Source organism: Bradyrhizobium sp. 2TAF36 (assembly GCF_052114925.1).
GTDB classification, from domain to species: domain Bacteria; phylum Pseudomonadota; class Alphaproteobacteria; order Rhizobiales; family Xanthobacteraceae; genus Bradyrhizobium; species Bradyrhizobium barranii.
This window is the reverse complement of sequence record NZ_JBFRFR010000017.1, coordinates 45,500-70,935: the sequence shown is the minus strand read 5'-3', so window position 1 is coordinate 70,935 and position 25,436 is coordinate 45,500. Positions and strand designations below refer to the sequence as shown.

Sequence of the window (25,436 nt, the reverse complement as noted above, 5' to 3'; positions counted from 1 at the left end):
ACCCGGTATCGCCCGGGGTTTATTATTCAGGACATATTCACGAGGGTGGTCCTAAGCCGCACGCAAATTTTTCGCGGCAGACAGGATTTTGGTGTGAGCGATTTCGACCAGATGGGAATTGTCGTCGACTGGGTGGACGCCTGCCGGAAGGGCGACCTCGCGACGCTCCTCGATCTCTATGCGGACGACGCCCGGGTCGAATGCATGTGCAACGGCAAGCGACATTATCGCGGGCGGCGCGAGCTCGAAACCTATTGGGGACCGCGGCTTAGCACCTTCTCGTCGGCAGGCTTCGGTCTTGAGGAGATCAATCCAGTGCCGCATGGCATCGATCTCGAATATTCCGTCGCGGGCTCGCTGCGTATCCACGCCTCGTTTCGCTTCAGTCCCGAAGGCAAGATCTACAGCACCCTGTGCGAGCCGGCGCGGCAGTCCCCGCATGCTGATGGTGTGTGCTAGCCGGCCGATGGCGCGTCTCGCGCCGTCTCGACCGGCAGGCGACAGCGCACATAGGTTCGCTCGTCGGCGCGCAGCAGTGACAGCGATCCGCTGAGCGCGCGCACGCGCTCGTGCATGCCCGTCAGGCCGCGGCCGAAGACGTTGTCGGCGGGAAAGCCGCCGCCGTCGTCGGAGATCTCAATCGTGAGCACCTCGCCGGCAATGGTCGCCAGCACATTGGCATTGTTCGCCCCGGCGTGGCGCAGCACGTTGGTCAGCGCCTCCTGGATCAGGCGATAGACGGTCTGGGCCAGCGGTCGGTCGATCTCGTTCAGGCCAGGATCGATCGTGGCCGTCAGGCTGATATGCGGCGCCTGTCTGCGAAAGTTCTGGAGCAGCGTCTGCACGCTGGTCTTGAGCCCCAATTCCTCGATGTAAAGCGGCCGCAGCCGGTCGAGGATGCGGCGGTTGGTCTGCTGGAGCGCTTCGACAGATCGCATCACCTCCTGCGCCGGGTTGCCGAGATTTCCCGAAACCTCGCTCAGCGCGATCGTGCTGGCGCGGATGCCGAACAATAGCGGTCCGAGCTCGTCGTGCAGCTCGCGCGCGAGATCGCGCCGCTCGTCGTCCTGGAGCGACACCAGGCGGTGCAACAGGTCGCGATTATCCTGACTCAATTGCGCGAGCGTCATCGCCAGCGCATTGGCTTCCTCGCAGCTCTGCCGGATCTCCTGCGGTCCTGCGACCGGGATAGGCGTTGCATAATCGCCGCGCCGGATTCGCGTGAGGCCTGCGCCGAGATCTTGCAGGGGACGCAGCACCGATCCCGCAAAGAGATAGGCAATGGTCCCGGTCAGCATCATCAGCACGGCGATGAGGCTCGTCAGCGCCAGGAAGCCGATCCATTTCTCGAACAGATCGGCTGACAGGTCCGGCATGAACACGATGTCGCCGACGCGCCTGCCGTCGATGATGACGGGAGATGCCGCGTCCATCTCCGGGATGGCGATCAGGTCCACGAACCAATGCGGCACGCCATGCAGATCACGCAGGCTGTCCTTTGGAGAGGGGGCGGGACCTGCTTCCACTGAACGGAATTGAATATCTGAGGAGTTGTCCAAAGAATGGACAAATGCATCGAGTATCTTCCGCGGGTCGTCCGAGGCCTTCAGGCTGTTGTTGAGTGCCTCGGCGACCGTCCGGGTCGAGCGTCGGCCCGGCTCATTCTCGTCGGCAAGCTGCCCCGTCGCGAAGTTCTGGAGCAGCACGCCGCCCATGACCAGCGCGGCAAGGAAGCTCAAGCCGAGCGGAAGAAACAATTGTGTTCTGAATGAGAGCCGCTGCCACATTAGGTCAATTCTAACGCGCATTGGCGGGATTTGCTCTTTCCATTTGTTCCCGTCGGTCTATGAGTCGAAAAACAAGAGAGCGCGCGATGCAAGATACCGCCAAGCCGGCGACCCGAGTTCTGATCGTCGACGACCATCCCGTGGTGCTGTCAGGATGCCGCACCCTTTTCGCGTCCGACCACTCGATCCGTATCGACGAGGCGACCGACGCCAAATCCGGGCATCGCGCCTATATCAGCAAGCGTCCCGACGTCACCGTCATCGACATCAGCCTGCCCGACGTCTCCGGCTTCGAGCTGATGCGGCGGATCCGCAAGGACGACCCCGATGCCAAGATCATCATGTTCAGCATGAACGACGATCCGGCCTTCGTGGTGCGGGCGGTCGAGCTTGGCGCGCAGGGCTATGTCTCCAAGGGCGACGATCCCCGGATTCTGCTCAAGGCGGTGCGCAAGGTGGTCGCCGGCGACAATTTCATCTCGCCGCAGCTCGCGGAGGCGGTCACGTTCTCCGGTGCAGCGATCAAGGCCAATCCGGCCTCGCAAATGACGCCGCGGGAGCTCGAGATTCTCCGCCTGCTCGGCCGTGGCGACAAGATCGTCGAGGTCGCCGAGGCGCTCGGCATCTCCTACAAGACGGTCGCCAACACCACGTCCCTGCTCAAGCAGAAGCTCGGCGCCAAGAACCATTCAGACCTGATCAGGATCGCGGTGGAAATCGGGATGAGCTGATGGGACACTGGCGGCCCCGGGGGCACCGGCGGCCCGCGCACTGGCGGCTCGGCACCGAACCGGCTGCTTCAGGATGCAGCCGGTCCGGCCGGGCGGATCGGGTCTCGACGCTTAGCCGGGCAATGCATGGACAGCGCCGACACCATCCGCCGACACAATGGGCCGGCGTGATATTCGTTCCTGAACCACCCGAAACTTCGGGAAAAAGCAGCAATGGTACGCGAGCGCTCGCAGGGATGCCTTTACGAAACGCGAACCGCGCCGGGAAAAATAGGAACATTTTCTTGCCCCCGCCGTTTTGGCCCTTGACGATTTCGTGACGGGCGCCGAGAACTTGGCCGACAGTTTTTGGCGGGCCGGCAACCCGCACGAGGCAAACCGGGTCTGCACATATCAACGACAGACCTTCCAAGAGAAGGGCTGCGGTATCGCCGCAGCCCTTTTTCGTTGAGCGGGGCACAGGCGGGAAGCGGTTTCCCGATGCCGCAAAACACTTTATGGTGGCCCAACGCCTCTGGCCGTTAACAAGTAGTTTCATGAAATCAAAGGCTTATGGATCTGGCTCAAGGCCGGCCGGCCTTTGGAGGGCAGTTTGACTCGCTATATCTCGACCCGGGGCGAGGCCCCAGAACTCGGCTTCTGCGACGTGATGCTGACTGGGCTTGCCCGTGACGGCGGCCTGTATGTGCCGGTGACCTGGCCGCAGCTCTCGACCGAGGCCATCGCTGGCTTCTTCGGCCGCCCCTATTGGGAGGTCGCCGTCGACGTGATCCGTCCGTTCGCCGGCGGCGAGATTTCGGATGCCGAGCTCGGCCGCATGGCGAACGAGGCCTATGCCACCTTCCGCCATCCGGCGGTGGTGCCGCTGCGCCAGATGACGCCGCATCAATTCGTGCTGGAGCTGTTCCACGGCCCGACGCTCGCCTTCAAGGACGTGGCGATGCAGCTGATCTCGCGGCTGATGGACCACGTGCTCGCCAAGCGCGGCCAGCGCACCACCATCGTGGTCGCGACCTCCGGCGACACCGGTGGCGCCGCGGTCGACGCGTTCGCGGGCCTGGAGAATGTCGATCTCATCGTGCTGTTCCCGCACGGCCGCATCTCCGAAGTGCAGCAGCGGATGATGACGACCACGGGCGCGGCCAACGTCCATGCGCTCGCCATCGAGGGCAATTTCGACGACTGCCAGGCGCTCGTGAAGGGGATGTTCAACAACCATCGCTTCCGCGATGCGACCTCGCTCTCCGGCGTCAACTCCATCAACTGGGCGCGCATCGTCGCCCAAGTGGTCTACTACTTCACCTCCGCCGTCGCCGCCGGCGCGCCGGCGCGCACGGTGGATTTTGTCGTGCCGACCGGAAATTTCGGCGACATCTTTGCCGGTTATGTCGCCAAGCGGATGGGGCTGCCGGTGCGCACGCTGCGCATCGCCGCCAACGTCAACGACATCCTGGCGCGCACGCTCAAGACCGGGATCTACGAGGTGCGCGAGGTGCACGCCACCGCGTCGCCATCGATGGACATCCAGATCTCCTCGAATTTCGAGCGGCTGCTGTTCGAGGCCGGCCGGCGCGATGCGGCCGGCGTGCGCCGTCTGATGGACTCGCTGAAGCAGTCGGGGCGCTTCGTGTTGCCTGACGCGATGCTGGCCGCAATCCGTGAAGAATTCGACGCCGGCCGGGCCGACGAGACCGAAACCGCAGCCGCGATCCGCGCCGCCTGGCGCGAGGCGGGCGAGCTGGTCGATCCCCATACCGCGGTCGCGCTTGCTGTCGCCGACCGCGACACCACCGATACGACGGTGCCCAGCATCGTGCTCTCCACCGCCCATCCGGCCAAATTCCCCGATGCGGTCGAGGCAGCCTGCGGCCAGCGGCCGCAATTGCCCGCCTGGCTCGACGGTCTCATGACCAAATCCGAACACATGAAGGTGATGAAGAACGATCAGGCCGAGGTCGAGCGGTTCGTGCTGTCGGTCAGCCGGGCCGCAAAACAGGGAGTTGCCGGATGAGTGTCGAGATGTCCAAGCTTGCCTCCGGCCTGACCGTCGTCACCGACGAGATGCCCCATCTCGAGACCGCGGCGCTCGGCGTCTGGGCCGGTGTTGGCGGGCGCGACGAGAAGCCGAACGAGCACGGCATCTCGCATCTGCTCGAGCACATGGCGTTCAAGGGCACGACCAAGCGCTCCTCGCGCGAGATCGTCGAGGAGATCGAGGCGGTCGGCGGCGACCTCAATGCCGGCACCTCGACCGAGACCACGTCCTATTATGCACGGGTGCTGAAGGCCGACGTGCCGCTCGCGCTCGACGTACTCGCCGACATCCTCGCCAATCCCGCTTTCGAGCCCGACGAGCTCGAGCGCGAGAAGAACGTCATCGTGCAGGAGATCGGTGCCGCGCAGGACACGCCCGACGACGTCGTGTTCGAGCATCTCAACGAGCTCTGCTATCCCGACCAGCCGATGGGCCGCTCGCTGCTCGGCACCGCCAAGACCCTGCGCGCCTTCAACCGCGACATGCTGCGCGGTTATCTGTCGACGCATTATCGCGGCCCCGACATGGTGGTGGCGGCAGCCGGCGCGGTCAATCACAAGCAGGTCGTCGCCGAGGTCGAGAAGCGCTTTGCGAGTTTCGAAGGAACGCCGGGTCCGAAGCCGCAAGCCGCCCAGTTCGGCAAAGGCGGCGCCAAGGTGGTGCATCGCGAGCTTGAGCAGGCGCATCTGACGCTGGCGCTGGAAGGCGTGCCGCAGAGCGATCCGTCGTTGTTCTCGCTCCAGGTCTTCACCAACATCCTCGGCGGCGGGATGTCGTCGCGGCTGTTCCAGGAGGTGCGTGAGAAGCGCGGCCTCTGCTACTCCATCTACTCGTTCCACGCGCCCTACACCGACACGGGCTTCTTCGGCCTCTACACCGGCACCGATCCGGCCGACGCGCCGGAGATGATGGAGGTCGTGGTCGACATCATGAATGATTCGGTGGAGACGCTGACCGAGGCCGAGATCGCGCGGGCCAAGGCGCAGATGAAGGCGGGCCTCCTGATGGCGCTGGAGAGCTGCTCGTCCCGCGCCGAGCAGCTGGCCCGGCATGTGCTGGCCTATGGCCGGCCGCAGACGGTCGAGGAACTGGTGGCCCGGATCGACGCCGTCAGCGTCGAATCGACCCGGGATGCGGCGCGTGCGCTGCTTTCGCGGAGCCGCCCTGCGGTTGTCGCATTGGGCAGTGGCAGGGGTCTGGACACGGCGGTATCTTTTGCGGAAGGATTGACCCGGGCACGTGCCAAGGCGCGGCTGCATTAGGAGCCGCGCACGGGCTGATCTGCCCCGGGAAGCATCACCATGGCCCTGTTTCGCCTGCCATCCAGTGGACCCGCCGCCCTCGCGCCGCGCGGCAACGGCCTGTTGCTGCGCGCGCCGCAGATGTCGGACTTCATACAGTGGGCGCATTTGCGCGAGTCCAGCCGCGATTACCTGACGCCCTGGGAGCCGATCTGGCCGTCTGATGACCTGACCCGGTCCGGCTTCCGCCGCCGCCTGCGGCGCTATTCCGAGGACATCGCCGCGGACCGCTCCTATCCCTTCCTGATCTTCCGTGAGCTCGATGGCGCCATGGTTGGCGGCATCACGCTCGCCAATGTCCGCCGTGGCATCGTCCAGGCCGGCACCATCGGCTACTGGGTCGGCAAGCCTCATGCCCATCGCGGCTACATGACGGCGGCGCTGCGGGTGTTGCTGCCGACGCTGTTCGGGGAGCTCAATCTGCACCGGGTCGAGGCCGCCTGCATCCCGACCAATGCGCCGTCGATCCGGGTCCTGGAGAAGTGCGGCTTCTCCCGCGAGGGCCTGGCGCGCCGCTATCTCTGCATCAACGGAGTCTGGCAGGACCACCTGCTGTTCGGCCTGCTGCACGAGGATTTCCGCGGCTGAGCCCTGTCATGCCTGAGGCCAAAGTCTGATTGGACTGCCTTGCTTGCCTTGGGTTCGCCGATTTTGGCGATATAAACCGCTGGCCGGCCGGCGATCGGCTGGAAGATGGTCATGGAGTATGGGCGTTGATGGTGAAGAAGCTTCGGTCATCGCGGAATGCGTTGCGGCGGGGTACGGGGATCGCGCTGGCGTTGTCGGTTGCGCTCGCCGCCGTCTCGCCAGTGGCGGCCCAGTCGCTCACCGACCGCTTCAAGAGCCTGTTCGGCGGCAAGTCCGACGAGCCGGCCCAGCCCAAGCCGGCGCCCGCGCCCGGCCAGCCGGCGGCCGATGACGACGTCGATTGTCCGCAGGTCACGGTGCGCGCCGGGGCCTCGACCTATGCGGTCGGCGCCGCCGGCAAGCCGGCCGTCGGCAATGAGATCCGCTTCCAGGCCACGATCACCAAGATGGCGCGTGAATGTACCCGGAATGGCGGCGATATCACCGCCCGGATCGGCATCCAGGGCCGTGTCATCGCCGGTCCCGCCGGTGCGCCTGCGACCGTCGAGGTGCCCTTGCGCATTGCCGTGGTGCAGGGCGGCGTCGGCGAGAAGGTGATCGCCTCGAAGGCGTACCGGACCACGGTCGAGATGTCGGAGGGCGGCAGCGTGCCCTTCACCTTCATCGCCGAGGATCTGGCCTATCCGGTGCCCTCGGCCAAGATCGCCGATTCCTACATCTTCTATGTCGGCTTCGACCCGCAGGCGCTCTCGCCCGAGCCGAAGGCAAGGCCGAAGAAGAAATAGGTAACCACACGCTTCGCTGTCATGCCCCGCGAAGGCGGGGCATCCAGTACGCCGCGGCTTCTCCGTATCCCATTGCTGTCTCTGGAATACTGGATCACCCGCCTTCGCGGGTGATGACACCTGATTTGCGGCTACAGGCCTGCCCAACAAAAAAGCCGGCGCTCGCGCGCCGGCTTTTTGATTGGTGAGGGCAAAGCCCCTCAGTTCAGCTTCTGCCGAACCTCGTTGATGCCCTTGGCGAGCAGGTCGTCGGCGACCTGGCCCTTGACCGACTGCGACAGGATCGTGGAGGCGGCCTGGACGGCGGCTTCCGCGGCTGCGGCGCGGACATCGGCCACCGCCTGGGCCTCGGCGAGCGCGATCTTGCTCTCCGCGGTCTTGGTGCGGCGGGCGACGAAGTCTTCCATCTTCGCCTTGGCCTCGGTCGCGATGCGCTCGGCTTCGGACTTGGCGTTGGCGATGATGTCGGCAGCCTCGCGCTCGGCCGTGGCACTGCGCGCCTTGTAGTCGGCGAGCACCTTGGCCGCTTCCTGCTTGAGGCGCGTCGCGTCGTCGAGCTCGGCCTTGATGCGGTCGGCGCGGTGGTCGAGCGCAGTCGTCACCTTCTTGAAGACCCCGAGATAGCCGAACAGGACCATCAGGATCACGAAGGCGATGGCGACCCAGGTTTCAGGATCGAAGAACATATCGACTAACCCTTCAAGGACGCGTCAACGGCAGTGCTGACCGAGGCTGCGTCCGGAACGATACCGGTGAGCTGCTGCACGATCTGGCCTGCCGCATCGGCCGCGATGCCGCGGACGTTGCTCATGGCCGTCTTGCGGGTCGAGGCGATGGTCTTTTCCGCCTCGGCGAGCTTGACCGCCAGTTGCTCTTCAAGCGCCTTGCGCTCGGCTTCCGCCTGCGCATTCGCCTTGTCGCGGGATTCGTTGCCGATCGCCTGCGCGCGCGAACGTGCCGAAGCAAGCTCACCCTCATAGGCCTTCAGCGCCGCGTCGGACTGGTCCTTCAGCTTCTGCGCTTCGGCGAGGTCACCCTCGATCTTGTTTTGACGTGCCTCGATCGCACCGCCGACGCGCGGCAGAGCGAGCTTGGACACGATCACGTAAAGCGCGACGAAGAAGATCGCGAGTGACACCAGCTGTGAAGCATAGGTGCCGCTCTCGAAAGGCGGAAAACCGCCACCGTGACCGCCTTCGGACTCGGTGTGGGCGCCCGCCGCCGGACTTTTCGCCCCGCCATGACTCTCAGCCATGGATTACTCCTGTTGCCGTCATGCGCGCCGCTTCGGTCGAAGCGGCGCGAAACATCGTCCTCAGAGCGGAACGAACAGCAGCAGCAGCGCGATCAGCAGCGAGAAAATGCCAAGCGCTTCGGTCACGGCGAAGCCGAAGATCAGGTTGCCGAACTGGCCCTGAGCGGCCGACGGATTGCGAACGGCTGCGGCAAGGTAGTTGCCGAAGATCACGCCCACGCCGACGCCCGCGCCGCCCATGCCGATGCATGCGATGCCCGCGCCGATAAGTTTTGCTGCTGCCGGATCCATTTTAGACTCCTTGGAAGAAAGATTGGGTTGTGGGTGGAAATTCCCCGGACCGCTCAGTGTCCCGGATGAATGGCGTCGTTCAGGTAGATGCAGGTCAGGATCGCAAACACATAGGCCTGCAGGAACGCGACCAGAATCTCGAGAGCGTACAGCGCGACCGTGAGCGCCAGCGGCAGCACGCCGCCGACCCAGCCGAGCGCGCCGAGCGAGAAGCCGAGCATGGCGACGAAGCCCGCGAAAACCTTGAGCGCGATGTGGCCGGCCAGCATGTTGGCGAACAGACGGACGCTGTGGGAGACCGGCCGCAGGAAGAACGACAGGATCTCGATGAACATCACCAGCGGCAGGATGTAGCCGGGGACGCCGTGAGGCACGAAGATCGAGAAGAATTTCAGGCCGTTCTTGGCAACGCCGTAGATCAGCACGGTGAAGAAGACCAAAAGCGCGAGCGCGGCCGTCACGATCAGATGGCTCGAGATCGTGAAGGTATAGGGGATGATGCCGACCAGGTTCGAGACGCAGATGAACATGAACAGCGAGAAGATCAGCGGGAAGAACTTCATGCCTTCCGCGCCGGCCGTCGAACGGATGGTCGAGGCGACGAATTCGTAGGAGATCTCGGCGACCGACTGGAGGCGCCCGGGAACCAGCTGCGTGCCACTGGCAAGCATCAGGAACGAGATGATCGCCACCGCCACCAGCATGTAGAGCGACGAATTGGTGAAGGCGATCGTGTGATTGCCGATATGGCCCAGGGTGAAGAGAGGCTCGATGTTGAACTGGTGGATCGGGTCGATTTTCATCAGCGCGGCATCTCTTGGTCTGCCGGGCAATGCCGGCGGGTCTCGGTCTGCCGGCCGGGCCGGCCCGTACCGGCATAGCCGGCACGATCATTCCTCTGTTGGTGCGGATCGCTTAAGAATCACCGCGCCTGTTTTGACCCGCGCCTGCCGTTCTCACCACATTCACCACGCCGGCCACGAAGCCCAGCAGCAGGAACACGATAAATCCGAAAGGCGACGTCGACAGCAAGCGGTCGAAACCCCAGCCAATCCCCGCTCCGACAACGACCCCGGCGACCAACTCGGAGGATAACCGGAAACCAAGCRCCATCGCCGAAGCTCTGGCCGCTCTGTCTTCACCGTCACCTGCGGGTTGCTCGGTCTTGATTCGTCGGTCCCGGAATTCGGACAACCGCTGATCAAGATTCCCGAGCCGTTCGGAAAGCGCAGCTTCCTCGGACGATCTATCGCGATCCCCATTCTCGCCGTGTCCCGTGCCCTGTGTCATGCAACGAAGACCCGAAACGCCGCGGCTGAATGGAAATTACGCCCGCCACCCTCAAAAGCCGCGCGGACCATACTGATGGCCCATAATCAAGTCAAGCCAAGTCACGATTGCGTCGCGTTCTATTATCTATCTGATTTACTTGATGATATTGGCGCGCGCGGCAACGCTGCACACAGCGTGACGCCGCACCGCAGCAGCTCTCTTCATGATCGGCGAATGCGACCACCATTTCGTCCCGCTGGCGGGATCAAAGGGATTGCCGCGATCGTTGATATCGGTGGCGCGTTTTGGGCGGCAGATCGCCTCGCCGGGGTGTAGAATTGAAGAGAAGCCACAGAAGCGCCATGGCGGAGAGCGCGATGAGACCAGCAAATTCATCCACAGCATCATGGCTTGCAGCGGCGGTATTCGCCGCGATGATGACCATCGGCGGCGGCCTCGTTGCCGCACAGTCCGCGCCCGACAGCGAAAACGGCCGCTACAGCATGACGCCCATCCCCGAGGGCGTGCTGCGGCTCGACACCCGCACCGGCACGGTATCGACTTGCACCAAGAACGGCGCGGGCTGGGCCTGTTACGCGGTGCCCGACGAACGCACCGCGCTCGACGCCGAGATCGGCCGGCTCCAGGCCGAAGTCGAGAAGCTGAAGGGGCAGATCGCGGCGGGGCCGACCGTGTCAGGCAAGATCGACGAGGCGATGCCGAAATCCGATCCGCTCAAGAAGGACCCGAAGGTCGCCGAGGGGGACCGCAAGATCGAGATTCCGCTGCCCAGCGACCAGGATGTCGATCGGGTGATGTCGTTCCTGGAAAAGGCCTGGCGCCGGCTGATCGACATGGCCAACCGCGTGCAGAAGGACGTCTCGGGGAAGATTTGAGGACCCCTTCGGGCTATCCATGCGTTGAGCTGCCGTAGGGTGGGCAAAGGCCTTCTTACGCCGTGCCCACCATGTTTCCACCGTGACGTAAGAAGACGTGGGCACGTCGCTACGCGCCTTTGCCCACCCTACGGCGGCGTTCCGAGTTGAGAGATCTTTCATGACATCAGGCAAATCCGTCACGCGCTCGGCGCCATCGTCGGTGCAAGCCACCACCGTCGCATCGTCACTGCTGACCGTGCAGACGCCCGGCCGCGGCTTCACCGATCTCACCAGCGAAGCCGTGAAGTTCATCAATGAGGTTCAGGCGCGCGATGGCGCGTTAACGCTGTTCATCCGGCACACCTCGGCTTCGCTGACGATCCAGGAGAACGCCGATCCGTCCGTGCTCGTCGATCTCACCACGTCGCTGTCCAGGCTCGCGCCTGAAAACGGCGGCTGGACGCACGACACCGAGGGACCGGACGACATGCCGGCGCATATCAAGACGATGCTAACCGGGGCCTCGCTTCAGGTCCCGATCCTGAACGGCAAGCTCGCGCTCGGTACGTGGCAGGCGATCTACCTGATCGAGCACCGCAAGCGCCCGCACCGGCGCGAGGTGGTGCTGCAATTCATCGGCAGCAATCACTGATCCCAAAACAAAACCGGCCGCGGAGACCGCGGCCGGTTCGTGTGTCGATCGGTGCTGTCGATCAGGTCGCCTTGATGTCGACGTCCTTGGTCTCGGGCAGGAAGAAGAAGCCGATCACGACGGTAATCGATGCGAAGATGACCGGATACCAGAGACCCGCATAGATATCGCCTGTGGAAGCCACGATGGCGAAGGCGGTCGCGGGCAGCAGGCCGCCGAACCAGCCGTTACCAATGTGGTAGGGCAGCGACATCGAGGTGTAGCGGATGCGGGTCGGGAACAGTTCGACCAGCATCGCGGCGATCGGGCCGTACACCATGGTGACGAAGATCACCAGGATGAACAGCAGCCCGACGGTCGCGGCCACCTGCGGACGGAAGATGTCGAACGGATGCGACATCTTCACGATGCCCGCATCGCCCGGCTTCGGATAGCCGGCTGCCTGCACTGCGGCGAGCAGCGCGGGATTGCCGTCCTTGGCGTTGGCGTAGGCGATGTCCTTGCCGTTGACCACCACCTTCACGCCGGAGCCGGCCGGGCCGGAAGAGGTCGAGTACTTGACCGACGCGCCCGACAGGTAGGCGCGTGCGGTGTCGCAGGGCGCGCTGAAGACGCGGGTGCCGACCGGGTTGAACAGGTCGCCGCAACCCGCGGGATCCGCCACCACGTCGACCTTGACCGACTCGATCGCCTTTTCCAGCGCCGGGTTGGCGTTGGTGGTGATCATCTTGAAGATCGGGAAGAAGGTCAGCGCCGCGATCAGACAGCCGCCGAGGATAATCGGCTTGCGGCCGATCTTGTCGGAGAGCACGCCGAACACGATGAAGAAGCCGGTGCCGAGCAGCAGCGACCAGGCGATCAGGAGGTTGGCGGTATAGCCGTCGACCTTCAGGATCGATTGCAGGAAGAACAGCGCGTAGAACTGGCCGGTGTACCAGACCACGCCCTGGCCCATCACGCCGCCGAGCAGCGCGAGCAGAACGAGCTTGCCGTTCTGCCAGTTGCCGAAGGCTTCCGTCAGCGGCGCCTTCGAGCTCTTCCCCTCGTCCTTCATCTTCTGGAAGATCGGAGATTCGCTGAGGCGGAGCCGGATCCAGACCGAGATGCCGAGCAGCAGCACCGAGACCAGGAACGGGATGCGCCAGCCCCAAGCCGCGAAATCGGCCTCGCCGATCGCGCTGCGGGTGAACAGGATCACCAGCAGCGACAGGAACAGGCCGAGCGTGGCGGTCGTCTGAATGAACGAGGTGTAATAGCCGCGCTTGCCGTTCGGCGCGTGCTCCGCGACATAGGTCGCCGCACCGCCATATTCACCGCCGAGCGCCAGGCCCTGGGCGAGGCGCAGCGCGATCAGGATGATCGGGGCCGCGATGCCGATGGTCGCCGCATTGGGCAGCAGGCCGACGATGAAGGTCGACAGACCCATGATCAGGATGGTGACGAGGAAGGTGTATTTGCGGCCGACGATGTCGCCGACGCGCCCGAACACGATGGCGCCGAACGGACGGACGAGGAAGCCCGCGGCGAAGGCCAGCAGCGCGAAGATGTCGCGGGTTGCCGGCGGATAGGCCGAGAAGAACTGCGCGCCGATGATGCCGGCCAGCGAACCGTAGAGGTAGAAGTCGTACCACTCGAAGACGGTACCGAGCGAGGAGGCGAGAATGACGAACCGTTCGTCTTTCGTCATTCCTCCCGCGCCCGCTTGAGACACAGCCATTGTCGACATGTTGAGTCGCTCCCCGAAATGCGTTTCCTCGCGCCCCGGATACCCGGTCATGCCGGATCAACCCAGGTCTTGGCTCCAAGGTAACATCGGCGTGAAACCCGCCCCAATACGACTTTCGGCCTTGCGCACTGACGCGCACCTGACGCCGCGGACCTTTCAATCCGGCACGATCGTGCTCGACCATGGGTTAACCCCGTTCCCGCAAAGGGATAATGCCCACTTGCATGCCACGGCCGGTCGGGAAAGAATTGACCAAGGCCCCGGGCCGGCCTACTGGCCCGGTGTGAATGCCAGCAAGAGAACGATGAGCGCTCCTTCGACCCATCTTGTCATTGCCGATGACCATCCCCTGTTCCGCGACGCGTTGCGGCAAGCGGTGGCGGGCGTCCTGACCTCGGCCAGGATCGACGAGGCGGGATCGTTCGAGGATCTCACCAAGCTGCTGGAACAGACATCCGACGTCGATCTGGTCCTGCTCGACCTCTCGATGCCCGGGATCTCCGGCTTTTCCGGGCTGATCTATCTGCGCGCGCAGTACCCGGCCATCCCGGTGGTGATCGTCTCGGCCTCCGACGACAGCGCCACGATTCGCCGCTCGCTCGATTTCGGCGCCTCCGGCTTCATCCCGAAGCGATTCGGCGTCGAGACCTTGCGCGACGCGATCCTCAAGGTGATGGAGGGGGACGTCTGGGTTCCCACCGACACCGATCTATCGGCCGCCGCCGATCCCGACATGACGCGCCTGCGCGACCGCCTGGTGACGCTGACGCCGCAGCAGGTCCGGGTCTTGATGATGCTATCGGAAGGGCTGCTCAACAAGCAGATCGCCTATGAGCTCGGCGTCTCCGAAGCCACCATCAAGGCGCATGTCTCGGCGATCCTGCAAAAGCTCGGCGTCGAGAGCCGCACGCAGGCGGTGATTGCCGCGGCGAAGATCGCCGGCGGCCAGTGGAAGCAGGGCACCCCGACGGGATAAGCCGTCGTCGGTGCGCACTGCCGACCTGGGTCACCCCAGGAGCCTCTTGGCGGCCTTGATATCCGCAGTCTCGGAGCCCTCGGCAAAGCCCTCGAGCGCCGACTGCAGCAACCGCTTCGCTTCCTCACACCGGCCACGTTCAGCAAGGAACTCGGCGAGATCGATCGCAGCCCGTAGCTCCCAGGCTTTTGCGCCGTTGCGACGGCCCAGCTCCAACGACTGCATCAGGTGGCTTTCGGCATCTCCACGGTTCGGCTCCGGCAGTGTCAGCAACACATTGCCCTTCATGCGCAGCAGCTCGGGCATGTAGAGATGATCGCCGCCTTGCTCGACGAGGCCGATCGCGTCGTCGATCAGGCGCGCACTCCGCTCGATCTGTCCAAGCGCCAACAAGCCATGCACGAGCGCGATGTTGAAGGTCGTGGTGAGCAGTTCGTAGCCGGCGTCGTGGAGCTCGCGCAGACAGGCCCGTATCGTCTCGACGCCGCTTGCGGCGTCGCCGCGCCGGATCGCCAGCTCGCCTTTGACGCCGCGGCCGACCGCGAGATAAGGGCCCATCGAGCGCGTTTCGGCATGTGCGATGAAGCGGTCGATGTTCTCTTCCGCGCCGTCGAGATCCCCGCTCCAGAGATCGATCGAGACCGCCCAGATCAGCGCGATGCAGAGCGTGATCGGATGGTCCATCTGCGCGGCCTCGGTGACCGTCTGCCGCGCCAGTTGCCGCGCATCCGCCGGCCGGCCCTGCAACCAAAGCTCGCGCGCGAGAGAGATGCCGGCCCGGTTGCGGTGATCGAAGCCGTTGACCGTGCTGATCCGCTCCGTGCCCGGCCCGTGCCAGGCGGCCTCCAGCATGCCCAGGGCGTCGCGATGCTCGCCGGCCAGATGCAAGGAGACACCCAGCAGCGAATGGGCGAGGGCGATGGAGGCGGCATCGCCGAGCGTCTCGGCGACCGTGAGGCTCTGCTGCGCGTAACCGAGCGCGGCGTCGAACTGTCCCATCCGCTCGTGGAAGATGTGCATGCGGCCGAGCAGCTGGAGCTGGTTCGGCGCGTCGCCCCGCGCCTCGGCGATCGCCAGGCTCCTGCTCAGGGCGGCACGCGCAGCTTCGCTGCCGCCACGCGTGAACATCAAGGTCAATCCGAGGGCGGCCTGGATGTGCATTTCCTCGGCGCTGCCGCGCGAGGGCGGATCGATCGCCAGCAGCGCGCGTTCCGACCAGCGCCGGCATTCGATCAGCAGCGACATCGCGAGAAAGATCGGAGCCGCTGCGGCGGCGAGCGCAATGCCGATGCCGACATCGCCGCCCGTGCCGAAGCACCAGTCCAGCGCCGCGCGCACGTTGTGAAGCGCGGAGAAATGGATCGCGCGTTCGTCGGCGCTCGGCACGGTCGCCCATGTCGTGCCAGCCTGCTCCAGCCATCGCCGGTAGTAGGTTGCGTGGCGGGCGGCAAGCGCGGTCTCGTTCGGCTCGATCTCGAGCAGATAGGCGCGCGTCGTGTCGAGCAGACGGTAGCGCATCATGGCGCCGACCGGTCGCGGCGCGACCATCGACTTGGCGACCAGGCTGTCGATGGCGTCGAACAGGCGCGAGCGGTCGACGCGCTCGTCCGGCACGATTTCGAGCGCGGCGTCGATGGTGAAGTGACCGGCGAAGACGGCAAGCCGGCGCAGCACGAGGCGTTCGGTGTCGGACAGGAGCCCGTAGCTCCAGTCCAGCGTCGCTTGCAACGTCTTCTGCCGCGGCGGCGCGGTGCGCTGGCCCTGCCAGAGCAGATTGAGGCGTTCGTCGAGCAGTGCGGCCGTCTGCTCCAGGCCGTAGGCTTCGACCCGGCCGGCGGCGAGCTCGATCGCCAGCGCCATGCCGTCGAGCTTGCGGCAGATCCCGGCGACGATCGCGGCATTGGCGTCGTCGAGCGCGATCTGCGCGCCGCCGGCCATGGCACGTTCGAGGAAGAGCTGAAGCGCGGGATAGGTCTGTGCGGCAGCCGCGGTCAGCCCGGGATTGTCAGGCGGAACGGCGAGCGGCGCCAATCGGTAGACCTGCTCGCCCTCGACGCGCAGGGCCTCGCGGCTCGTGGCGAGGATATGGACATGCGGTGCGGCGTGAAAGATTTCGGCTGCCAGCGGCGCCGCGGCGGCGATGACATGCTCGCAATTGTCCAGGATCAGCAGCATCCGCTTGTCGCCGAGATGCGCGAGCAATGCAGGCAGGGGATCGTCGGTCTGCGCCGGCAAGCCCAGCATCAGCAGAATCGAGGTGATCACGAGATCGGGATCGCTGAGCGCGGCGAGGTCGACGAAATGCGCGGCGTCGGAGAAAGTCTCGAGCAGGTCGTGCGCGATTGCCACCGCAACGGCGGTCTTGCCGACGCCGCCCGGGCCGACGATCGTGACGAAGCGCGAGCCGATGAGCTTGTCGGAGACCGCGGCGACCGCATCGTCGCGCCCGACCATCCGTTGCAGCCGGTTCGGCAGCTTGACGGGCGGTAATTCCGTTCGCTGCGCGGGACGCCGCTCTGGCGCGATTTCCGCCTTCGAGATCGGCGCCACGAAGCAATAGCCGCGGCCGGAGAGCGTGGTGATGTAGCGGGCGCCGTCCTTGCCGTCGCCGAGCGCCTTGCGCAGGGCTGCGACGTGAAAGCGCAGATTGGCTTCTTCGACGGTCAGGCCGGGCCACACCAGCGCCATCAGATCCCATTTGCTGACGACATCGTTCGGTCGCGACATCAGCGCGATCAGCGTGTCGAAGGCCTTCGCGCCGAGCGGCAGCGCGACGCCGTCGCGCATCACGAGCCTTTCCTGCGATATCACGGTGAATGGCCCGAACGATAGGGTTCCCGTTGCGGTGCCGGCCGACTCGGTCATGGCGAAATCTTGGTCCTTTCAAACGGACCGGATAGCCAGATGATCGCAATCCGGCAAGGCCGCACCTGCATCGGCATCAGACCGCTGATGCAGGCCTCGCGGCGGGGCTGCGCGCCGGGGCCTCACAACTTCTCACAAGTCCAAACGGGTGTCCTGCCGACGCCGCTGCTAGTCAGTTGCGTGACGGCAAGGAGACCTTCATGACGCAAGCGGCAAACCTGCTTTACACGGGCAAGACCCACACCAGCGGTGGACGACAGGACGGCATATCGCGCAGCTCCGACGGCCGCCTGGATGTCAAATTGTCGCCACCGGGCGGCGCGGGCATCGGCACCAATCCCGAGCAATTGTTCGCGGCCGGCTGGTCGGCCTGCTTCGAAGGCGCCATGGAGATGGCCGCGCGCAAGCGGAAAATCGTGCTTCCGAGAAACAGCGCGATCGATGCGGAAATCGACCTTCTTCTCGATGAGGGCACTTACGCCCTCAGCGCGCGCCTCAACGTCAGCCTGCCGGGCCTCGATCGCGAGATCGCGCGCGGCATCGTCGATGAGGCGCACCAGACCTGCCCCTATTCCAAGGCCGTCCGCGGCAATATTGACGTCACGGTCGCGCTGATCTGACGCACCATCACCAACCATCCATCCACAAGGTAGCACCACCATGAAACAGATCATCGACCAGCACCGCCGCAAATTTTTCGGCGTCGCCGCGGGAACCGTCGCCGTCGGTCTCGGCGTGATCGACCTCGCCCGTGCCGAAACGGACGCGCCGAAGTCGTCCGCATCGAATGCGTCGTTCGGTCCGATCAAGCAGATCGACGCCGGCGTCCTCAATGTCGGCTATGCGGAGGCAGGTCCCTCGAACGGTCCCGTGGCGATCCTGCTGCACGGCTGGCCTTACGACATTCACGCCTTCGTCGATGTCGCGCCGATCCTGGCAAAGGCCGGCTATCGCGTGATCATCCCTTATCTGCGCGGCTACGGCTCGACGCATTTCCTTTCCAGCGAGACGCCGCGCAACGGCGAGCCCGCGGCCATGGCCGTCGACATCATCGCGCTGATGGACAAGCTCGACATCAAGAAGGCTGTTATCGCCGGGTTCGACTGGGGCGCGCGCACCGCCGATATCATCGCTGCGTTGTGGCCGGATCGCTGCCGCGCGCTGGTGTCGGTCAGCGGCTATCTGATCTCCAGCCAGGCCGCGGGCAACGCGCCGCTGCCGCCGTCGGCCGAGCTGCAATGGTGGTATCAGTTCTATTTCGCGACCGAGCGCGGCCGCGCCGGATACGAGAAGTACACGCATGATTTCGCAAAACTGATCTGGAAGCTCGCCTCGCCGCAATGGAAATTCGACGACGCGACCTTTAACCGGAGCGCGGCGGCGCTAGATAACAAGGATCATGTCGCCATCACGATCCACAATTACCGCTGGCGGCTCGGGCTCGCCCAGGGCGAAGCCAAATACGAGGAGCTCGAAAAGAAGCTCGCTGCAGCTCCGGTGATCAGCGTCCCGACGATCACGATGGAAGGCGACGCCAACGGTGCGCCGCATCCCGACCCCAGCGCCTATGCCAAGAGGTTCTCAGGCCGGTACGACTTCCGCCTGATCACCGGCGGCATCGGCCACAATCTGCCGCAGGAAGCGCCGCAAGCCTTCGCCAAGGCCGTCATCGACGCCGACGGCGCCTGAGCGTTCATTCGATGCCTCGGTCCAGCGCGGCTGGACCGAGGCTATGCCGCGATCCCAGCATGAAGGAACGTCATGACGTCCATCGAACCTGACAAGAAAAAGCGCTCTTACGCGACGGCTCTCACGCTTGCCGCGCTCCTTCTCGTCGTTCTCCTGACTTGCGTGCCCTATCTGGTCTCGATTGCTCTTGCCGAGGGACCGGCACAAGGCAACACGGCAGACGCTTCGCCGATCTTCGGCGTCACGATTCCTGCGGGTTACAAGCAGTGGGAGCTGATCGCGCCGGCCGAAGAGGCGGCACCGCTCGATGAGCTTCGCGCCGTTGTCGGCAACCAGACCGCGATCGATGCTTATCAGGCCGGAAAACTTCCGTTCCCCGATGGCACCATTCTGGTCAAGCGCGCCTGGAAACGGAAACAGTCACCGGAATTCGCATCCGCGACGATCCCCGGCGCGGCCACCACGGTGCAGGTGATGGTCAAGGATTCCAGGAAATATGCGTCCACCGGCGGTTGGGGCTTTGGCCGTTTCATCAATGGCAAGCCGGTCGACGAGGCCCAGCACCGCACCTGCTTCGCCTGCCATGACGCCCGCGCGAAGAGCCACGACTACGTCTTCACCCGGCTTGCGCCTTGAGCGGTCAGGAGCCCACCGTGTCAAAGATCTGGTTCATCAGCGGCAGCTCGCGCGGGCTCGGGCGTGCGATCACGGAAGCCGCGCTTGCGGCGGGCCACCGGGTGGTTGCCACTGCCCGGAATCTCGGTCCGCTCGAATCGCTGCGGGAACGCTTTGGGGAAAGACTGCGGCTCGCAACGCTCGACGTGACTGACGAGGCGGCCGCGCAAGTGGCCATCGGCCTCGCCGTGGAGGCGTTCGGCGGCGTCGATGTGGTCGTGAACAATGCCGGCTATGGCGATCTCGGATCGGTCGAGGACACGAGCCTGGCCTCGTTCCGTCAGCAGATCGAGGTCAATCTGCTCGGCACCATCATCGTCACCAAGGCGGCGATCCCCGTGCTGCGCCGGCAGCGCCGCGGGCATATCGTGCAATTCTCATCCGTCGGCGGACGGATCGGAGCCCCCGCACGCGCGGCCTATTCGGCCGCGAAATGGGGCATCGAGGGCTTTTCGGAATCGCTGGCACGCGAGATGGCGTTGATCGGCGTGCACGTGACGATCGTCGAACCCGGCGGCTTCCGTACGGGCTTTGCGCAGTCCGCGCATGCGACCGGCGAAGGGCGGGCGGAGTACGACGCCGTCGTTGGAGCGGCCGTCAGGATGCAGCGCGATTATGATGGCCGCCAGCCGGGCGATCCGGCGAAGGCCGCCGCCGTCGTGCTGGAGCTCGTCGACATGGACAGCCCGCCGCTGCGGATCGCGTTCGGCAGCGACGCCGTGAACGCCATCGCGGCGACGGACCGGCAACGCCTCGAAGAGCTCGAGAGGTGGCGCGCGCTCAGCGTCTCGACCGACTACTGACCGCGTCTCACTCCGCCGCCACCATCTGCTGCGTGCGCCACTGTCCCAGCAGGGCGCGCAGCGAGGCCGGCTTCACCGGCTTGTTGAGCACCGCGACGTTTTCCTCGCGCGCGGCGACCTGCACCGCGGGGCTGCGGTCGGCGGTGATCAGGATCGCGGGGATGCCGTCGCCGAAGCGGCGGCGGATGTCGCGGATGGCGGCAATGCCGTTGCCGCGATCGAGGTGATAATCGACCAGCAGGCCGGTGACGCGGCGGCCCGCGCCTTCGATCGCGGCGATCGCGCCCTCGGGGTCGGCGACCGCGATCACCTCGGCGTCCCAGGCCTTCAGCAGCGTGCGCATGCCGTCGAGGATCGCCGCATCGTTCTCGATGCAGACGATGAGGGCGCCCGAGATCGGCCTACGCGCCAGCGGCGTCGCGCTGGTGACGGCCGCGGTGTGGGTGATCGCCTTGGCTGTCGGCACTGTCACGGAGAAGACCGAGCCGCCGCTCTTGTTGCCGTCGATGGCGATGCCGTGCTTGAGCACGCGTGCAAGACGCTCGACGATCGAGAGGCCGAGTCCAAGGCCGCGGGCGATCCGCGCGCCCTGTTCGAGGCGGTGGAATTCCTTGAAGATCTCGCCGCGCTTGACCGGCGGGATGCCGACGCCGGTGTCGTAGACGCAGATTTTCAGCGAAGGGCCCTGGCGGCGGCAGCCGACCAGCACGCGTCCGCGCGGGGTGTATTTGATCGCGTTGGAGATCAGGTTCTGGAGCAGGCGCCGCAGCAACAGCCGGTCGGACTCGACCGGCAGCGAGCAGGGCACGAAGGCGAGCTCGAGGTTCTTGGCACGTGCGATCGGTGCAAACTCGATCTCCAGCGAGCGCATCAAATCGGCCATCTTGAAGCTCGAGATCGAGGTCGTCATCGCGCCGGCATCCAGCCGCGATATGTCGAGCAGTGCACCGAGGATCTCCTCGATCGCCTGGAGCGATTCGTCGATGTTCTCGACCAGCCGCGTCTCCTCGCCGCTGTGCTGGCGTTCGACCAGGCTGGTGACATACAGCCGCGCCGCGTTCAGGGGCTGGAGGATGTCGTGGCTGGCTGCCGCCAGGAATCGCGTCTTGGAGATGCTGGCGTCCTCGGCCGCGCTCTTGGCCAGCGCCAGCTCGGAATTCAGCCGGGTCAGCTCCTCGGTGCGGTCGCGCACCCGCTTTTCGAGCGTCGCGTTGGCGCGCTCCAGTGCTTCGGCGGCCTCGAACGTGGGGGTGACATCGGTGAAGGTGATGACGAAGCCACCGCCGGGCATGCGGTTGGTCAAAATCTCGATCACCATGTGGCGGTCGGGCAGGCGCTCGAGATAAGGCTCGCCGTCGGTGGTGTAAGCCGCGAGCCGCCGCTCCAGCATGGCTTCGCGCTCGACCGGATTGTCCGGCTCGCTCACGCCCATGAATTCCAGGATTTCACGCAATGGCGTGCCGAACTGGATGAAATGCGGCGGCACGTTCAGGAGATCGCCGAACTGCCGGTTGGAGCAGATCAGTTGCAGATCGGCGTCGAACACGGCGATGCCCTGGCGGACATGGTTGAGCGCGGTCTGGAGGATCTCGCGATTGAAATGCAGCGCCGCGTGGGAATCGTCGAGCAGTTTCAGCGCCGCTTTCGCCGAGACCGTCCGCTTGCGCAGCAGCAGCGACATCACGAGCCGCGAGGAGGCCGCGCCGATCGAAGAGGCGATCAGGTGCTCGGCGTGCTGCAGCAGCTCGAAATCGGCGGGCGCCCCGGATTCCAGGCGTACATTGCGCCRCACCGAAAATGCCTCGAACGAATGCCGGGCGCGGTCGGGTCCGAGATATTGCGCGACCGTGGTCTGGATGTCCTGCACCGTAACGGTGGTACGCCAGCGGCGGAAGTTCGGGGAGATCGGCGCGAGCGTGTTCGGTACGAACAGATCGGCTTGCACCAGCTCGATCGAAGACGGCCGCCGCGCCAGCGACAACAGCACATAGGTCAGGATGTTGAGCGACAGCGACCAGATCACGCCGTGCATCAGCGGCGGCAGGTCGGCGCCGAACAGCGCCTGCGGCCGCAAGACCTCGATGCCGAACGGGCCGTGCTGGAGCAGCAGGATTCCCGCCGTCGAGGAATCCATGAAGCTCGGGATGAACAGCGTGTAGAGCCACACCGCGAAGCCGACCAGCATGCCGCCGATGGCGCCGCGCGCGGTGGCGCGCCGCCACAACAGCCCGCCGAAGAAGCTGGGCGCGAGCTGGGCGATGGCGGCAAAGGAGAGCAGGCCGATCGCCGCAAGCTGGGTGTTGCCGAGTGCGCGGTAGTAGAAATAGGCCATCACCATGATGGCGAAGATCGCAAGGCGCCGCGAGCGCAGCAGGAAGTCGCTGAAATCGGCGCCGCCGGTGCGCCCCTCCGGCCGCCGCTGCAGCACCAATGGCACCACGAGGTCGTTCGAGACCATGATGGAGAGCGCGACGCATTCGACGATCACCATCGCGGTCGCCGCCGACAGCCCCCCGACGAAGACGGCGACGCTGAGAAGTCCCGCGCCGCCCTCCATCGGCAGCGCCAGCACATACATGTCCGGTTCGACCGCGCCGAACGGAAAGGTGACGAGGCCAGCGAGCGCGATCGGGATCACGAACAAATTGATGGCGACGAGATAGAACGGGAACAGCCAGCGCGCGCGGCTGACCTCGGCATCCGAGGAGTTTTCGACCACGCTGACGTGGAACTGGCGGGGCAGCAGCATGATCGCGCAGAGCGACAGCAGCGTCATGGTGAGGAAGTTGCCGATCGACGGCGAATAGTTGATGGCGCGCACCGCCTCCGGCGTCCTCATCGCGCGCTCGATCAATTCGTGTGGCGAGAACATCCAGAAGGTGACGAAGATGCCGGCGGCAAGGRAGGCGATCAGCTTGATGATGGATTCGGTTGCGACCGCCAGCATCAGTCCGTGCTGGTGCTCGGTGGCGTCGGTCTGCCGCGTGCCGAACAGCACGGCAAAGGCGGCCATCGCCAGCGTCACCATCAGCGCCATGTCGCCGAGGATCGGGATGTGGGAGAACGCCTGGTCCTCGCTCAGGATCGTTTCGAGCGAGGAGGCGACCGCCTTGAGCTGGAGCGCGATGTAGGGCACCGAGCCGATGATCGCGATCAGCGCCACCGTCGCCGCCAYCGCCTGGCTCTTGCCGTAGCGCGCGCCGATGAAGTCGGCGATCGAGGTGATGTTGTGCGCTTTCGCGAGCTGGATCACGCGGCGCAGGACGCCGGCGCCGAGCCCGATCATCAGGATCGGGCCGACATAGATGGCGAGGAAGTCGGTCGAGGCGCGGGTGGCGAAGCCGACCGAGCCGAAGAAGGTCCAGGAGGTGCAATAGATCGCCAACGACAGCGGATAGATCAGCCCGGACGCGCGGCCGCGCCCGGCCGGCGAGCGGCGGTCGCCGTGGCTCGCCACCAGGAACAGGAAGCCGATATAGCCGAAGGCGGCAGCGATCACGCCCCAGTCGTGCAGCATGGCGAGCGCGCTTCTCCCTGGGCGCGGGGGCGCCCGAACTCATTTTCCCTGCAAATCTAGCGCGTTGGGCGGTCGCAAGCGACAGCGAAATGCCGTACCGGGGCGGGAACTGGGGTTGTCGTTAAGGTGCGAGCGGACGCGGATCCCGCTTACCCTCCCTGGAGGGGGAGGGTCGATCGCGCGAAGCGCGATCGGGGTGGGGTCATCTTTCCACACGAGCAGCGTCAGAGGTGGAGAGACTGTCACCCCACCCCGTCTCCCTCCAAGGGAGGGTGGAAGCAGACCTACTCCGCCGCCAGCGACTTTTGCTTGAGCGGCAGACCCAGGCGGTCCCACACCTGCAAGAGCGCTTCGGCGAGCTGATCGATCAAGCCGTCGTCGTGATAGGGCGAGGGTGTGATGCGCAGGCGTTCGGTGCCCTTGGCCACCGTCGGATAGTTGATCGGCTGAATGTAGATGCCGTGCTGTTCTAGCAGCAGGTCGGACGCCTGCTTGCACTTCTCGGCATCGCCGATGAACAGTGGCACAATATGGGTGTCGCTCGACATCACAGGCAGGCCGGCAGCATTGAGGATCGCCTTGACGCGGGCGGCGCGGTCCTGGTGGCGCTCGCGCTCCCAGTTCGAGGTCTTCAGATGCTTGATCGCGGCGGTCGCGGCCGAGCAGATCGCCGGCGGCAGCGCGGTGGTGAAGATGAAGCCCGGCGCGTAGGAGCGCACGGCGTCGATGATCTGGCCGTTGGCGGCGATGTAGCCGCCGAGGCAGCCGAACGCCTTGGCCAGCGTACCTTCGAGAATGTCGATGCGATGCATGACGCCGTCACGCTCGGCGATGCCGCCGCCGCGCGGGCCGTACATGCCGACGGCATGGACCTCGTCGACATAGGTCATCGCGCCATATTTCTCGGCGAGATCGCAGATCTTGGCGAGCGGGGCGACGTCGCCGTCCATCGAATAGAGGCTTTCGCAGGCGATCAGCTTCGGCCGGTTCGGACCTGCGGCCTTCAACTTCTCTTCGAGGTCGGCGAGGTCGTTGTGGCGGAACACGACGCGCTCGCAGGCGGACTGGCGGATGCCCTCGATCATCGAATTGTGGTTGAGCTCGTCCGACAGGATCAGGCAGTTCGGAATGAGCTTCGCGATGGTCGCGATGCCGGTCTGGTTCGAGACATAGCCCGAGGTGAACAGCAGCGACGCTTCCTTGCCGTGGAGATCGGCGAGCTCGGCCTCGAGCTGCACCAGCGGATGATGGGTGCCGGCGATGTTGCGGGTGCCGCCTGCGCCGGTGCCGACGCGGGTCGCGGTTTCGACCATGGCGCCGACCACCTTCGGGTGCTGGCCCATGCCGAGATAATCGTTGGAGCACCAGATCACGACGTCGCGTTTGCCCTTCGGCGAGTGCCACAGCGCATGCGGGAACCGGCCGGCGATGCGTTCGAGATCGGCGAACACGCGGTAGCGCCGCTCGGTGTGGAGACGATCGAGGGCGGTATTGAAGAACTGGGCGTAATCCATCGGCAAAACCTAAGACGGAACTGACCAAAAAGGGCGCATCTTCTTAGAGCTTTTCCAGCTCTAGAGTCTATGCGCTATCCCACATTTGGGCATGGG

24 protein-coding genes are annotated in these 25,436 nt (G+C 65.1%); 14 read left to right on the top strand and 10 right to left on the bottom strand.

Annotated features, from left to right (window positions below; genetic code table 11):
• The first annotated feature begins 93 nt into the window (after positions 1 to 93).
• Positions 94 to 459 (top strand): nuclear transport factor 2 family protein, encoded by a 366-nt coding sequence (locus AB4Z51_RS12160; RefSeq protein ID WP_063980769.1) that lies wholly within the window; start codon positions 94 to 96, stop codon positions 457 to 459.
• Here the strand turns inward: AB4Z51_RS12160 and AB4Z51_RS12155 are convergent.
• Positions 456 to 1,787: a histidine kinase gene (locus AB4Z51_RS12155; RefSeq protein ID WP_441497461.1), complete on the bottom strand. Its 1,332-nt coding sequence runs from the start codon at positions 1,785 to 1,787 to the stop codon at positions 456 to 458. The genes AB4Z51_RS12160 and AB4Z51_RS12155 overlap by 4 nt on opposite strands.
• Before the next feature lie 86 nt (positions 1,788 to 1,873).
• Here AB4Z51_RS12155 and AB4Z51_RS12150 point away from each other — a divergent pair, with 86 nt between their 5' ends.
• The 5 genes from AB4Z51_RS12150 (at position 1,874) to AB4Z51_RS12130 (ending at position 7,227) form a co-directional block, all read left to right on the top strand.
• On the top strand, positions 1,874 to 2,518 hold the full coding sequence (locus AB4Z51_RS12150; protein WP_014498503.1) for a response regulator transcription factor: 645 nt from the start codon (positions 1,874 to 1,876) through the stop codon (positions 2,516 to 2,518).
• A gap of 592 nt (positions 2,519 to 3,110) precedes the next feature.
• Entirely contained in the window at positions 3,111 to 4,529 is a 1,419-nt protein-coding gene (gene thrC / locus AB4Z51_RS12145) for a threonine synthase (protein ID WP_014498502.1), read from the top strand.
• Positions 4,526 to 5,815 (top strand): M16 family metallopeptidase, encoded by a 1,290-nt coding sequence (locus tag AB4Z51_RS12140; RefSeq protein ID WP_441497460.1) that lies wholly within the window; start codon positions 4,526 to 4,528, stop codon positions 5,813 to 5,815. Before thrC ends, AB4Z51_RS12140 begins: the two co-directional genes overlap by 4 nt.
• Positions 5,816 to 5,854: 39 nt before the next feature.
• The gene (locus tag AB4Z51_RS12135) at positions 5,855 to 6,442 is read left to right on the top strand and encodes a GNAT family N-acetyltransferase (protein ID WP_014498500.1); all 588 of its coding nucleotides are present in this window, start codon (positions 5,855 to 5,857) and stop codon (positions 6,440 to 6,442) included.
• A 128-nt stretch (positions 6,443 to 6,570) separates the two neighbouring features.
• Entirely contained in the window at positions 6,571 to 7,227 is a 657-nt protein-coding gene (locus tag AB4Z51_RS12130) for a hypothetical protein (RefSeq protein ID WP_063980773.1), read from the top strand.
• Between the two features lie 200 nt (positions 7,228 to 7,427).
• On the opposite strand, the gene AB4Z51_RS12125 is transcribed toward AB4Z51_RS12130, so the two are convergent.
• The 5 genes from AB4Z51_RS12125 to AB4Z51_RS12105 all read right to left on the bottom strand — a co-directional run bounded on the left by AB4Z51_RS12125 (position 7,428) and on the right by AB4Z51_RS12105 (position 10,063).
• On the bottom strand, positions 7,428 to 7,913 hold the full coding sequence (locus tag AB4Z51_RS12125; RefSeq protein WP_085402617.1) for a F0F1 ATP synthase subunit B family protein: 486 nt from the start codon (positions 7,911 to 7,913) through the stop codon (positions 7,428 to 7,430).
• Positions 7,914 to 7,918: 5 nt separating this feature from the next.
• The gene (locus tag AB4Z51_RS12120) at positions 7,919 to 8,482 is read right to left on the bottom strand and encodes a F0F1 ATP synthase subunit B family protein (RefSeq protein ID WP_441497459.1); all 564 of its coding nucleotides are present in this window, start codon (positions 8,480 to 8,482) and stop codon (positions 7,919 to 7,921) included.
• A 60-nt stretch (positions 8,483 to 8,542) separates the two neighbouring features.
• Entirely contained in the window at positions 8,543 to 8,773 is a 231-nt protein-coding gene (locus tag AB4Z51_RS12115; protein WP_007599451.1) for a F0F1 ATP synthase subunit C, read from the bottom strand.
• Between the two features lie 53 nt (positions 8,774 to 8,826).
• Positions 8,827 to 9,576, bottom strand: a complete 750-nt coding sequence (locus tag AB4Z51_RS12110; RefSeq protein WP_071916889.1) for a F0F1 ATP synthase subunit A — start codon at positions 9,574 to 9,576, stop codon at positions 8,827 to 8,829.
• Between the two features lie 112 nt (positions 9,577 to 9,688).
• Positions 9,689 to 10,063 (bottom strand): AtpZ/AtpI family protein, encoded by a 375-nt coding sequence (locus tag AB4Z51_RS12105; protein WP_441497458.1) that lies wholly within the window; start codon positions 10,061 to 10,063, stop codon positions 9,689 to 9,691.
• A 75-nt stretch (positions 10,064 to 10,138) separates the two neighbouring features.
• On the opposite strand from AB4Z51_RS12105, the gene AB4Z51_RS12100 reads away from it, so the two are divergent.
• From AB4Z51_RS12100 to AB4Z51_RS12090, 3 genes are all read left to right on the top strand, one after another.
• Entirely contained in the window at positions 10,139 to 10,381 is a 243-nt protein-coding gene (locus AB4Z51_RS12100; RefSeq protein WP_441497457.1) for a hypothetical protein, read from the top strand.
• Between the two features lie 41 nt (positions 10,382 to 10,422).
• The gene (locus AB4Z51_RS12095) at positions 10,423 to 10,941 is read left to right on the top strand and encodes a hypothetical protein (RefSeq protein WP_063986051.1); all 519 of its coding nucleotides are present in this window, start codon (positions 10,423 to 10,425) and stop codon (positions 10,939 to 10,941) included.
• Positions 10,942 to 11,101: 160 nt separating this feature from the next.
• Positions 11,102 to 11,575, top strand: a complete 474-nt coding sequence (locus tag AB4Z51_RS12090) for a secondary thiamine-phosphate synthase enzyme YjbQ (RefSeq protein ID WP_441497456.1) — start codon at positions 11,102 to 11,104, stop codon at positions 11,573 to 11,575.
• Between the two features lie 61 nt (positions 11,576 to 11,636).
• Here AB4Z51_RS12090 and AB4Z51_RS12085 read toward each other — a convergent pair whose 3' ends face one another.
• On the bottom strand, positions 11,637 to 13,262 hold the full coding sequence (locus tag AB4Z51_RS12085; protein WP_175627402.1) for an MFS transporter: 1,626 nt from the start codon (positions 13,260 to 13,262) through the stop codon (positions 11,637 to 11,639).
• 343 nt (positions 13,263 to 13,605) lie between these two features.
• Here AB4Z51_RS12085 and AB4Z51_RS12080 point away from each other — a divergent pair, with 343 nt between their 5' ends.
• Positions 13,606 to 14,277: a response regulator gene (locus AB4Z51_RS12080; protein ID WP_071917775.1), complete on the top strand. Its 672-nt coding sequence runs from the start codon at positions 13,606 to 13,608 to the stop codon at positions 14,275 to 14,277.
• A gap of 30 nt (positions 14,278 to 14,307) precedes the next feature.
• Here the strand turns inward: AB4Z51_RS12080 and AB4Z51_RS12075 are convergent, their stop codons facing one another.
• The gene (locus tag AB4Z51_RS12075) at positions 14,308 to 17,142 is read right to left on the bottom strand and encodes an ATP-binding protein (RefSeq protein ID WP_441497455.1); all 2,835 of its coding nucleotides are present in this window, start codon (positions 17,140 to 17,142) and stop codon (positions 14,308 to 14,310) included.
• Positions 17,143 to 17,342: 200 nt separating this feature from the next.
• Here AB4Z51_RS12075 and AB4Z51_RS12070 point away from each other — a divergent pair, with 200 nt between their 5' ends.
• The 4 genes from AB4Z51_RS12070 to AB4Z51_RS12055 all read left to right on the top strand — a co-directional run bounded on the left by AB4Z51_RS12070 (position 17,343) and on the right by AB4Z51_RS12055 (position 20,309).
• Entirely contained in the window at positions 17,343 to 17,762 is a 420-nt protein-coding gene (locus AB4Z51_RS12070; RefSeq protein ID WP_441497454.1) for an organic hydroperoxide resistance protein, read from the top strand.
• Positions 17,763 to 17,802: 40 nt separating this feature from the next.
• Positions 17,803 to 18,831, top strand: coding sequence for an alpha/beta fold hydrolase (locus AB4Z51_RS12065; protein WP_441497453.1), 1,029 nt, complete (start codon positions 17,803 to 17,805; stop codon positions 18,829 to 18,831).
• A 72-nt stretch (positions 18,832 to 18,903) separates the two neighbouring features.
• The gene (locus AB4Z51_RS12060) at positions 18,904 to 19,467 is read left to right on the top strand and encodes a cytochrome P460 family protein (protein ID WP_247316307.1); all 564 of its coding nucleotides are present in this window, start codon (positions 18,904 to 18,906) and stop codon (positions 19,465 to 19,467) included.
• A gap of 17 nt (positions 19,468 to 19,484) precedes the next feature.
• Entirely contained in the window at positions 19,485 to 20,309 is an 825-nt protein-coding gene (locus tag AB4Z51_RS12055; RefSeq protein ID WP_441497452.1) for an SDR family NAD(P)-dependent oxidoreductase, read from the top strand.
• A 7-nt stretch (positions 20,310 to 20,316) separates the two neighbouring features.
• Here AB4Z51_RS12055 and AB4Z51_RS12050 read toward each other — a convergent pair whose 3' ends face one another.
• Both AB4Z51_RS12050 and hemA read right to left on the bottom strand, forming a co-directional pair.
• Positions 20,317 to 23,826: a PAS domain-containing hybrid sensor histidine kinase/response regulator gene (locus tag AB4Z51_RS12050; RefSeq protein ID WP_441497451.1), complete on the bottom strand. Its 3,510-nt coding sequence runs from the start codon at positions 23,824 to 23,826 to the stop codon at positions 20,317 to 20,319.
• A 284-nt stretch (positions 23,827 to 24,110) separates the two neighbouring features.
• On the bottom strand, positions 24,111 to 25,340 hold the full coding sequence (gene hemA / locus AB4Z51_RS12045) for a 5-aminolevulinate synthase (RefSeq protein WP_071916882.1): 1,230 nt from the start codon (positions 25,338 to 25,340) through the stop codon (positions 24,111 to 24,113).
• Positions 25,341 to 25,436 lie beyond the last annotated feature (96 nt).